General features: G+C 52.8%; 9 protein-coding genes. 3 read left to right on the plus strand and 6 right to left on the minus strand.

Annotated elements, in window-relative coordinates; translation table 11 throughout:
* Positions 1-18: 18 nt before the first annotated feature.
* Positions 19-675, minus strand: coding sequence for a hypothetical protein (locus C7H08_RS06365; RefSeq protein WP_106670912.1), 657 nt, complete (start codon positions 673-675; stop codon positions 19-21).
* Between the two features lie 69 nt (positions 676-744).
* Positions 745-1,254 carry a DUF4236 domain-containing protein gene (locus tag C7H08_RS06370; RefSeq protein ID WP_106670913.1) on the minus strand — a complete coding sequence of 170 codons (510 nt, stop codon included), beginning with the start codon at positions 1,252-1,254 and terminating at the stop codon, positions 745-747.
* A gap of 175 nt (positions 1,255-1,429) precedes the next feature.
* Here C7H08_RS06370 and C7H08_RS06375 point away from each other — a divergent pair, with 175 nt between their 5' ends.
* Entirely contained in the window at positions 1,430-3,538 is a 2,109-nt protein-coding gene (locus C7H08_RS06375; RefSeq protein WP_165793944.1) for an AAA family ATPase, read from the plus strand.
* 15 nt (positions 3,539-3,553) lie between these two features.
* The gene (locus tag C7H08_RS18220) at positions 3,554-4,507 is read left to right on the plus strand and encodes an opioid growth factor receptor-related protein (protein ID WP_207768294.1); all 954 of its coding nucleotides are present in this window, start codon (positions 3,554-3,556) and stop codon (positions 4,505-4,507) included.
* Between the two features lie 452 nt (positions 4,508-4,959).
* Here the strand turns inward: C7H08_RS18220 and C7H08_RS06385 are convergent, their stop codons facing one another.
* The 4 genes from C7H08_RS06385 to C7H08_RS06400 all read right to left on the minus strand — a co-directional run bounded on the left by C7H08_RS06385 (position 4,960) and on the right by C7H08_RS06400 (position 8,091).
* Complete coding sequence (locus C7H08_RS06385) at positions 4,960-5,607, minus strand: hypothetical protein (protein WP_106670915.1); 648 nt, start codon at positions 5,605-5,607, stop codon at positions 4,960-4,962.
* 40 nt (positions 5,608-5,647) lie between these two features.
* A complete protein-coding gene (locus C7H08_RS06390) occupies positions 5,648-6,397 on the minus strand; it encodes a hypothetical protein (protein ID WP_106670916.1) in 750 nt (249 codons plus the stop codon).
* Between the two features lie 458 nt (positions 6,398-6,855).
* Positions 6,856-7,047 (minus strand): DUF4236 domain-containing protein, encoded by a 192-nt coding sequence (locus tag C7H08_RS18535; RefSeq protein WP_106670917.1) that lies wholly within the window; start codon positions 7,045-7,047, stop codon positions 6,856-6,858.
* A 417-nt stretch (positions 7,048-7,464) separates the two neighbouring features.
* Positions 7,465-8,091: a hypothetical protein gene (locus tag C7H08_RS06400; protein ID WP_106670918.1), complete on the minus strand. Its 627-nt coding sequence runs from the start codon at positions 8,089-8,091 to the stop codon at positions 7,465-7,467.
* A 448-nt stretch (positions 8,092-8,539) separates the two neighbouring features.
* Here C7H08_RS06400 and C7H08_RS06405 point away from each other — a divergent pair, with 448 nt between their 5' ends.
* Complete coding sequence (locus C7H08_RS06405) at positions 8,540-9,856, plus strand: IS1380 family transposase (RefSeq protein WP_106669730.1); 1,317 nt, start codon at positions 8,540-8,542, stop codon at positions 9,854-9,856.
* Positions 9,857-10,086 lie beyond the last annotated feature (230 nt).

Genomic DNA, 10,086 nt, shown 5'->3' on the forward strand with positions numbered 1-10,086 from the left:
TCGAAGGGTGCAGTAGGCCTAATGGGGCGCGACAATCGCGTCCCATGGCTCAATAGCCCGAAAAATCCGGGTTTTGGTCATATCACGGCGCAGTTCAAACGCGGCTAGGGCCTCAACCGGGTCGACCTGACCCAGGTTGCCAAACTGTATCGCGACCCAGGCTTCGCGCTTAACCTTCACGCTGTACAGATACTTGTCTTCCATACGGCCGGTGGCCGCATTGGTAACCTGCGTGAAGCCCGAAAGCACCACCGTTTCTACCGAAGGCGCGCAGGCAAACCCTTCGCCAATCAAGCGAAACCCCATTCCATGCACATGGGCCATGTAGAGCTTTCTGAGAGCGGTATCGGAAAGCTCTTTGACGGACACTCCAATACCCCGCTGATACAGGCGCAATTCAGTCTTCGGGAAATCCTCGATCTCGGGCAGATCCACATCCAGCATCAGAACTTTACCATCGGCGCTCAGCTCGAAGGACAGGCTGGTTTCTTGTGGCCAGTCGATATCCATCAAATGGTCATTCAGCACCAATTCCATGGCCGGCACGCTCGCCTGTAGAGCTCGTTGATACAACGCAGCCCGCTGGCCCTCCTTGCGCCGATGATTTTCTCGTTCCGTTTGCCATTGCAGCTGCTGCCGTTGGTACGCTGATACCCGCCGTTCATTGCTGTTCAAAATAGCGTTGCGCCGGGCCGGACAGAGCCAGGCTTTCCAGTCCAGTTTTCTGGGTTCCGGCCCAACCGGTTATGGTTTCTCGAAGGGCTCTGGCACCAGTTGGGGGAACTGGTCCGGCGCCGGAGTGCCCAGATGGATAGAGCCAATCTGTTCCATCATCCGGTTATGGGCATCCACCTGTTCAGCCAAGTTCTCCTTCAACGCTTCGTGGGCATGGGCTTTGGCCACTGCCATGGCTTCGTTGCCAAGGTCAGCACCATTGGCATCCAGAATTGCGATCTCGCCAGACACATTGTTCAGTTGAACTTGCGCGATGCGTTCTGCAACAGGCGGAAGGACGGTGTCCTGGCCAGACGCTGTGGAAGCCTTGGCTGAACGCCGTCCAGACTTTCCCTCTTTCAGGAGTTTTTCACGGTACGACAAACCCGACCCCGGGAGTCCCACGTTGCCGTAAAGCCCCTGTTGTCCCATCGTGACATTGGCGCCGCGCACCCCTGCGGAAACGCTCACACCACGCTTGCCAAGGTTCATGCGAACGCCTGGGAAAATCTTAACGGTTCTACGAAAACGAACAGCCATAGACTCCAACCGGTCGGGTTACTTAGTGCGCATCCTATCATTAATTAAGGACAGTTTAGGGGGTTGGTGCGACTCACCTGGTCGCAGGATGCAGACAATACAATAATAGATAAAGCGACACAAAATGACGTACTAACAGCATAAAATGCTCTTAAAAGGATCAGGAGACCACTTTATGTTGTTGTGGAAAGAGCTCATCAATGAAGGTTACGAGCCAGATTACCTTTCACCCCAATCCAAAGACGATCTGAAGCTGCTGCAGATATATCTCTGCCGGCTGTTTCTCATAACCGGCTATAAAAAGGAATTCCGCCTAGTTGGCATGGACGAGCCAGATGCTTTCCTCGGGCTTGAGCTGCCGTCGGGAGTTGATAGTGAGATAAGTGCACCGGTATTTCTTGATGCGGTGCGCAAGCGTGAAAAACAGCTCACCCGAAGCCTGAGAGGCAAGCCGGAGCTGTCCTTTGAACCCTTACTGGCCAACCTGGTCAAGTTGCTGAAAGCCGACGTAGTTGAAATCAAACTGCTAATTTTCGCCATTTTGTTGCTCAAACACCCAAAGGCAAAGGAGGTCATGCGGGATTTGGAAATTAATGAATATGGAAATTCGATAAGTGCTTTGTCCAGAGCGATGCGAGAGTCCGCGAGGACCATTGCAGCAGCGTTGGATCAGGATGCCATGCTGTGCCAGATCCGACTGTTGGAGGAACCAAACCAGAACAGCGACATCTGGGATCTGGTGGAGGCAGGCCCTTTACTGAGTCAGTTGGTGGTGGCCACCTCTGAGCAATGTGAAACTGGTGCCACGGAAGACATCGAGCAAATGCTGTTCAAACACATTTGCCCACCAGGGCCTGAGGCGCTGCATTCCATCGAAGATTTTCGGGGCGTGCCCGAACTTCAGCTGATGCTGGATTACCTGCAGGATGCTTTGAATAACAAATCTAGCGGGAAAAACATTCTGTTCTATGGAAAGCCGGGCACCGGAAAAACTCAGTTGGCCAGGGCTTTGGCAGAAAAGCTGGGGGCTCCGCTGTACGAAGTCCCCACCAAAGATAGTCACTCTGGCGCCATGACCGGCCGTGTTCGCCTGGACGCTGCCAAAATGGCACAGATGTTTTTGGAAGATCGCCTCGGTGCCGTTCTGCTGTTTGATGAAATGGAGGATGCCTTCCGTAAATCCGATCAGCTTGCCAAAGGCTGGTTCAATCAGATGCTGGAGGAGAACCGGGCTCCGGTGATCTGGATCAGCAACAACATCAGCGCCGTTGATCCTGCTTTTCTGAGGAGGTTTGACTTCATTGTTGAAATCGAGGGTGGGAGTGACCGTCAGGCTGGAAAGCTGAAACAAATGCTTTCTGAACTGCCTGTCGCTCAGGCCTGGATAACAGAAGCCGCGTGCAAGCCATGGATGACGCCTGCGCTCGCTCAGAATCTGGTGGAAGTGGGGCGATACCTGCCGCCACGCCAGATTATGCGCAACCAACAACGTTTGGAGACTATGGTCCGAAAGCGGCTGGACGTGTTGGGGGAGCGAAAGCCGAGGTGCGTGCTGCCAAAAGCTCAGAAGTCGGACTTTCCCGACTTCCGAACCGAGTGGATCAACACCAAGCCGAGCCTCTGGAATGTGGAGCGCTTCGTTCGGGAGGAGGGCAGCGCGCGAATCTGCCTGTACGGCCCACCGGGTGCCGGTAAAACTGCTTATGCTCAGGAGCTCGCCAAGCGCCTGGGTAAGCCCTTCATGCTGCAATCCGGCAGTGACTTGCTGGGCATGTACGTGGGACAGACAGAAAAGAACATTGCAGAGATGTTCGAAAAAGCGGAGCGCACGGGTGCGGTGCTCCTGTTGGACGAAGCGGATACCTTCCTCTACAGCCGCAATATGGCACAACGCAGCTGGGAGATCAGTGCCGTCAACGAGTTCATGGTTCGCATGGAGCGCTTCGAAGGTGTGTTCCTCGCCACCACCAACCGGTTCGATAGCTTTGACAAAGCCATCCTTCGCCGCTTTCAGATGAAGGTAGAGTTCCGCTATCTGACCACGGAGCAGGTGAAGGCCATACTTGCAGCTTGTGTTGTGGACCAGGATAAGGTGAATACTCTGGCGCAGTCAGAGCTGGCTGAACTGGATCATCTCACACCGGGCGTTATGCGAGCCGCGGTTCAAAACCTCCGGCTGCGCGGTTTCCGGCCACGTACCGGCCGACTGCTCGATGCCCTGAAAGAAGAACAATGCCAGCAGACCGATGGCCTGCTCAGCCAGCCAATCGGCTTCGTCCAGTAAAGGAGAAAGCTCGTGATGACCAAACTAAAGCCAGCCTGGAAAGTCGGCTGTGCTCATCCAGTTGAATCCATAATCATCAATTGGAACAAAGAGGCGACTCTTGATCGGGATGAACTGGCCGGCATCTCACCGGAGTTGTATCGGCTAATGACAGACAAGTTGGTAGCAACCGCATCACCGGACTGGTCGGCCATTCTTTTGTATGCCGAAGCGCGCTGGGATGTCATATTCGAGCAATTGATGGCGTTGCCGAATGATAACCCGGATGCTCGAAAAGTGCAGCGGCGGATGCTTGGTCATGCCCAATACTTCGACGCGACCGCGCCACTGACTATCGATCAGCCATTGTCCGAGTTCGGGGGCCTCATCAGTGAAAGTGAACGGTATTGGCTGGTCTGTTTTGATGAGACTTCGGCGGAGCTGTGGACTGAAGCCAATCTCCTAAACATGGCCGAAGCAAAAGTTCCGGAGGCAAGTCGCCTGACTCAATTCATGCGAGGCGAGGGCCCTGACCACCAAGGCCGAACACTGGACGAAATCCTCGCCTTCGATGACTTTTGGCTGGAGCATACCCATGATTTCGTGCAGTGGTTATTTCCCATCCCCGAAGCCAGTCGAGCTAACCTGATGGCGCCGGTTTTAACCGAAGAGGATTGCGAGGTTTTCAAACACGATGGCGATCTACGGCAACAGCAAAGACGGGCCCTGGACCGTATGCTCGCTTTTTATGGTCTTGCACGCCGGAATGGTGTGATAGAGGCTCTGCCAGGTTTGAACCTAAGGGATCATATCTGGCTAAAAGCTGGTGGTCATAACCACCTTCGGATTACCCGCATCATCAGGAGCATCCACTACTGTCATCAGCAGCAACTTGCAGCACAGCTTCAGGCTGCATTCATCTCGATTGGTCAAACAAAGGGGTTTGTCAGCGAGAAGACAATCTCATATTGGAGGATAGCGAATGGCTGAAATTAACGCCCCCGGCCGAAACTTTTCAACGTATGTAGAGTCATCAGAGGGATATCTGCTCCCCAACGCAGTGGGCTTACTCTTTGATCGCTCCGAGCTCACAGCGGCTTCTGCATCCGTGGCGAGAGTGTGACTTGACAACATTGTCGCAAGTGCTTTTCCCGACAGGCGCTGTGTTTGCCTCTATAGTGAAAGACGGTGGTCAGGGCTTCGTCAGATTCTCGACCAGATTCCTAATGACACATTTCAACAGAGAAAAATAAGGCGAATTGCGCTTGGATTGGAGACCCAAATTCCAGTCAGGGCTCCCTTCATTGTGCCGGTCACGCTGCAGAGCTATGCGCGCCTGACCGGGGATGATCTTTTGCTCGTCGAGGGTCCAGAATATATGAAGATCTGGTCAACCGCCCAGTGGCGCGTGGCAAATGAGCATAGTACTGAGTGATCACGCATTAACTGATCTGTAAAACGTATCGAGACTTCTTGAAAATGGTCTCCTCGTTTAAATCGCCAATGATCATGTTGTTGTAGAACCGCCGATTGTCATCGCGTCTGACTTGCTTTTCCTTATAGCCCATGCCGAGATTGTAGGCGGTATACGAACAGGCCACGGCTGGCCCTTCTTTTGTGCCGCCGACAATGGCGATCCAATGCTCAGCATGGATGGGGTGCTTCAGAACTCCACTCGACGGTTTAAGGCAGCATAGCCAACTACGACCTTCGGGTACCGACGATTCTGATAACTCGTCTTTCCATTCGTCAAGATTCCCGTCGACAGGCAGTATCTCGATCTGCTGATATCCTTTAATTTTTCTCATAGTGGAACTCAGTATTTCGGCATACTGAGACAACAAGGCCTGTTTGAGTTGCACATCCAGACTGGATTTCGGGATACCCTGCAAGATACTGCCCCGACTGGCAAAGTTTTGTAACGAAGGGGTAACAGCAATCATTCTTGCCCAGATATCTTGGTGATCTTTTTTGAACGCTTCAGTATCTAGCCCAGGGCAGGCTGAAATGAATGCATTCAATACCGAGTACAGTAGGCAAAACTGATCCAGCTCACCTTGTTGAAGAATGTTTTTCGGCTGCTTTGTCATAAAGTTCCTTCCGATTAACTTTGCCCTTCTGCTGAAGCTTTCAGTTGACAGTAGCAGCGAACAGCGAGAAGCCGTGAAGTAGCACCTTTTTTTCCTTGTTCTGTGAATTGCTATGTCGACGATACGTCTCAATTGGAGCGTCAAATACGGAGTTCCACTCGAAGCTAGCGGGTTGGGGATGACTAGATTCCAGCATTTCAACGATGTCGTCATAGGTTTCGGACAACGCCCTAGCGGAGTCCTGCAATTGCCCACCATCGTAGTAAATACAGATTAGTAGCGGGAGCTTAACAACCGGCCGATTATGATGCCGGGCAATTTCGTTGCCAGCTATTGAACGAAGTTGGTATATGGCATCTTGCCACGCCTTCTCAGATTTAGAGCGAGATCCGCTTTCTGCTCCCTTTGAATTGATAGATGCCCGGATCACTTTTACTTCCATCAGGAACATTGTATTTCGGAAAGTTACTAGTAGGTCGACACGCCCAGTGGACCGATCGGAATCGGTCTCTCCCATTATGCGGCTCACCTGGATTTCGGTAGCAACATGACCAATATCGGCGTCCCCGCCAACTCCGAGAAGGGCTTTTACTAGAAGCCCATATATTTCGCGTTCATTGGGGATTTTCGCCTTTCCGATGAAGTGCTGAGTGCTAGGAGAGTTAAATTCGGAACTGATGCCGCGGAAAAATTTATCGACAAAATCCAGAATTATTCGGGATTTTGAACCACTATTACTCACGTACAGTAGAACGTCAGTCTTTATGTCCGGATCGGAATGTTGATTCACTTTCCCTTTAACCCCTCACTTTTCACATAAGCAACCGAATTATCGAGCCCATCATAGAGTGAATCCCTGGATGTGCAACCTATGGAATGTTGGCTCAATTACCGCGCGGCAATATCAGTCGTTCCGAAGGTGAGACGAGTTGCGCTTGAGCTAGTTTCTGAAAATCGGAAAGCGACGGCGAGCTGGCCACGCAGGTCGTTTCTGTTACGGCGCTGCAACGAAATATGCTATTCGTGGATTATGTGGGAGCCGTCTTGCGGAATAGATTTGTTTTGAGATCGGAGAAATCGGCCAAATGCGGGTTTCTGTTCCTGGTACTGTGACCCTTTCGGAGTTCAAAAAACCTAGAGCCTTAACCGAGACGTCTGAGCGCTTCTTTAACCTCGTTCCAACTGCTGTTGTCGAGCGGCTTGCCGCACTGTCCAAGTGGTGAAACCGCGAGTTCTGACCGGCGGGAATCAATCTCGACGATATGCTAGGTACTCATCGGATTGATCCCGCGACACGGGATACCACGTTGCCGTATAGCCCCTGTCGTCCCAACGTGACATTGGCGCCGCGAACCCCTGCGGAACGCTCACGCCACGCTTGCCAAGGTTCAGGCGAACGCCTGGGAAAATCTTAACGGTTCTACGAAAACGAAAAGCCATAGACTCCAACCGGTCGGGTTACTTGGTGCGCATCCTATCATTAATTAGCAATAGTTTAGGGGTTTGGTGCGACTCGTCTTGTCGCAGGGTGCAGGTAACTTTATCCAAGTCGCAGGGGTACATCAGTACGTAGATGTCAGGAACAAAAGTTCGGGAGCTAGCCGCGGATAGCCTCGTTCATTAATTAAGAAAGGGGAGTGACAATGAGTGAAGAATATCCGTTCTGGCACGCTGGCTCGGCATATCGAATCACGTTAAGTCAGGGGCCAGATGACTGCTCCCTTGGGCTTGACCGTCATGCAATAGCAAGGTTCTGTCCAAGACTGGAAACACTGACGACACAGGCACCCTATCGCTCCCTCTGGGCAAGATAGGGTTGCGAGCTGAATAACGGCCGTAGCGGATAAGCGCAAGCAACTACATGAACGGGCCGCCCGGGTAATCCTGCAGCAGCGCAATTATATCGTAGGGATGGAATGGCACCCCGCTTTCAAACACGGCTCGGAAGGCCGCTTGTTGAATCTCCCAGTCATTCGTGCGTCGGCTAACCAAAAATTCGCGCAGGCCTTGATCACGAAAGGCGCTCTCTACTGAAGGCCAAGACTCTCGCATGTTTAAAGTTTCTGAGGACAGCATGGTAGCGAGTGCCAGCATGGTCTTACGTCCCAGTTCAACGTAATGATTTTGTAGGTCTCTGAACTCCAAATCGTAATATTGGTGTCGATCATAGTGCAGTTTGAAGCGGCTTATGTAGGGTTGAACAAGTCCATTAACGGTCTTTATGTCAGATTCTGTGACTGCCTCGCCTAGCCCGATACTGATCATCTCGCATTTATAATTAGGCCATGCCGTGGCCTCCCGATTCCCTGGCCCGAATGACCTGAGGCCAGTAAAAACCTCCCCCGTGGGATGAGAGAATTCGTATCGAAGTTCAAGCTTAAAACAACTGCGGGTGAGGTAAATCCTCTCGTTCCGTCTTTGGCAGATGCCACTCGAATAGTCGTCGTGGTTCTCGAATTTGATTTTCTCCATCAGGTCGACCATATAGGTTCCTCACACTAATTATTTTAGATTTAATGGTACGAAGATGTTTGGGCTAAGGCCGTCATAAATATGACCATATAATGCTTTTAGAGCAGACCAATCGAACAGCCTTTACCTACGTACTTGATGTGAGAATACTTAACAATTTGAGCCTTGACGGACGCTGCGCTGTCTTTTTTGGCAACATGAGATGATTTAGGTTTTCTGCGTTCTGAACCCAAACAAAAATGCTAAAGGATCTGTGAAAAGGGCCAGTCAGTAAGTTATGCGAAAAAAGTGGGCTGTGTAAGGTTCAAATTGTGGGCTCAATTCCAGTCCGAAATCTTGAGGACATTCACCTGAATCCGTGACTTCAATCGGCTAAGACTGTGCTCAAAGCCTGCAATAACAAGGCCTTGAGCGATATAATAGCACCTGACATCCATTCACCCAGTCAGTGCTTTCGGCCATGCGTACTTTCACTCTCCAGCAATCCCAAACCGAAGTCTATACACCCCACGGCGGACTGGCCCTGGTGGGCCACTGCCTGAACCGGCATACGTCGCTGATCAAAACGGCTCGCACAGTCGTCAAACGCCACGGTATTCCGAACATTGAGCTGATCCGCACCTACCTTGGCCTGATAACGCTGGGCAAGAGTGACTTCGAGGCGGTCGAGCCGGTACGCACGGATCCGTTCTTCAAATCTGCCCTGGGCATCAAGCAATCGCCGTCCTCGGCCCGCTTGCGGCAGCGGTTTGATGAGGACGCCCAGGCCCTGACGCCGCTGCTGGATGACGCCAGCGTTGAGTTTCTGCAATCCATTGGTGCACCGGTATCACCTCTGGAGATGGGCCATGTCGCGCTGGATATGGATGTCTTTCCCATGGACAACAGCCAAACCCATAAAGAGGGTGTCAGCTACACCTACAAGGGCTATGACGGCTACGCGCCGATAGCGGCCTATCTGGGCCAGGAAGGCTGGTGCCTGGGTTGTGAGCTGCGCCCTGGCAGCCAGCACGCCAATAACGGGTTTCTCGACACCCTCAAACGGGTTTTACCCCGGGCTCGGTCACTGACGGGCAAGCCCATCCTACTGCGCCTGGATAGCGCACACGATGCCCGCGACAACCGCGACTTCCTGCGCGAGCAGGAACAGGTCGACTTCCTGATCAAGTGGAATCCCCGTAAGCAGGATCCCCTGGCCTGGGCAGACAAGGCCCAGACCCAGAAAGCCTGGTCGCTGGACCGCGACGGTAAGATGGAAGCGGTTCTGTCCGAAGCGCTTCCGGACGAGCCCGGGTTGCGCCGGATCGTCAAGGTCACCGTTCGCACCAGCGATGCCGCCGGCCAGCTGTATCTGGAGCCGGAAGTCAGCCTCGAAGGCTGGATCACGTCCTTGCCAGCCGACGTGGCCAGTGAGCAACAAGTCATGGCGCTGTACAGCGACCACGCCACTAGCGAGCAGTTCCACAGCGAGTTCAAGACCGACCTGGATCTGGAGCGCCTGCCGTCCGGCAAGTTCGACACCAACAACCTGGTTATGGCCTTTGCAACGATGGGGTACAACGTATTGCGCTGGATGGGCCTGAGGCTGACCGCCCCGGATGCGCCGGTACGCCACCCGGCCAAACGTCGTCGCCTAAGAACAGTGATGCAGGAGCTGATGACCATGGCCTGTCGCCTGGTGCACAGCGGCCGGCAGTGGATCCTGCGCTTTGGTCGTCACTGTCCGGGCTTTGCCGCTTACCGTGACCTCTATGGAAGCCTTGTCTCCTCCGGTTAAGCCAGTTCGATAACAGCAGCCACCTTAAAGCCACCCGGAAAACCATACCGGGGCAAACCGCTACTGCCTAACGACCCTGAATTGATCATAAAGCAGCCAAATTTGGTCGCTGATCGACGTCAGACTGCACGTTCCAGGCATTCACAACCTCCTTTTGGTCAAATGGTTTCTCCCGTTAGCGCCGATGGAGCTTTGCGGGGTATATTGGCCTGAGAAGTCACTGATTCAGG

The organism is Marinobacter halophilus (genome assembly GCF_003007685.1).
GTDB classification, from domain to species: Bacteria; Pseudomonadota; Gammaproteobacteria; order Pseudomonadales; family Oleiphilaceae; genus Marinobacter; species Marinobacter halophilus.

What these genes read in the sequence shown, in the direction of transcription:
- C7H08_RS06370 (WP_106670913.1), bottom strand. Translation starts at nt 1,254, where the DNA reads ATGGCTGTTCGTTTTCGTAGAACCGTTAAGATTTTCCCAGGCGTTCGC.
- C7H08_RS06375 (WP_165793944.1), top strand. Translation starts at nt 1,430, where the DNA reads ATGTTGTTGTGGAAAGAGCTCATCAATGAAGGTTACGAGCCAGATTAC.
- C7H08_RS18220 (WP_207768294.1), top strand. Translation starts at nt 3,554, where the DNA reads ATGACCAAACTAAAGCCAGCCTGGAAAGTCGGCTGTGCTCATCCAGTT.
- C7H08_RS06385 (WP_106670915.1), bottom strand. Translation starts at nt 5,607, where the DNA reads ATGACAAAGCAGCCGAAAAACATTCTTCAACAAGGTGAGCTGGATCAG.
- C7H08_RS18535 (WP_106670917.1), bottom strand. Translation starts at nt 7,047, where the DNA reads ATGGCTTTTCGTTTTCGTAGAACCGTTAAGATTTTCCCAGGCGTTCGC.
- C7H08_RS06400 (WP_106670918.1), bottom strand. Translation starts at nt 8,091, where the DNA reads ATGGTCGACCTGATGGAGAAAATCAAATTCGAGAACCACGACGACTAT.
- C7H08_RS06405 (WP_106669730.1), top strand. Translation starts at nt 8,540, where the DNA reads ATGCGTACTTTCACTCTCCAGCAATCCCAAACCGAAGTCTATACACCC.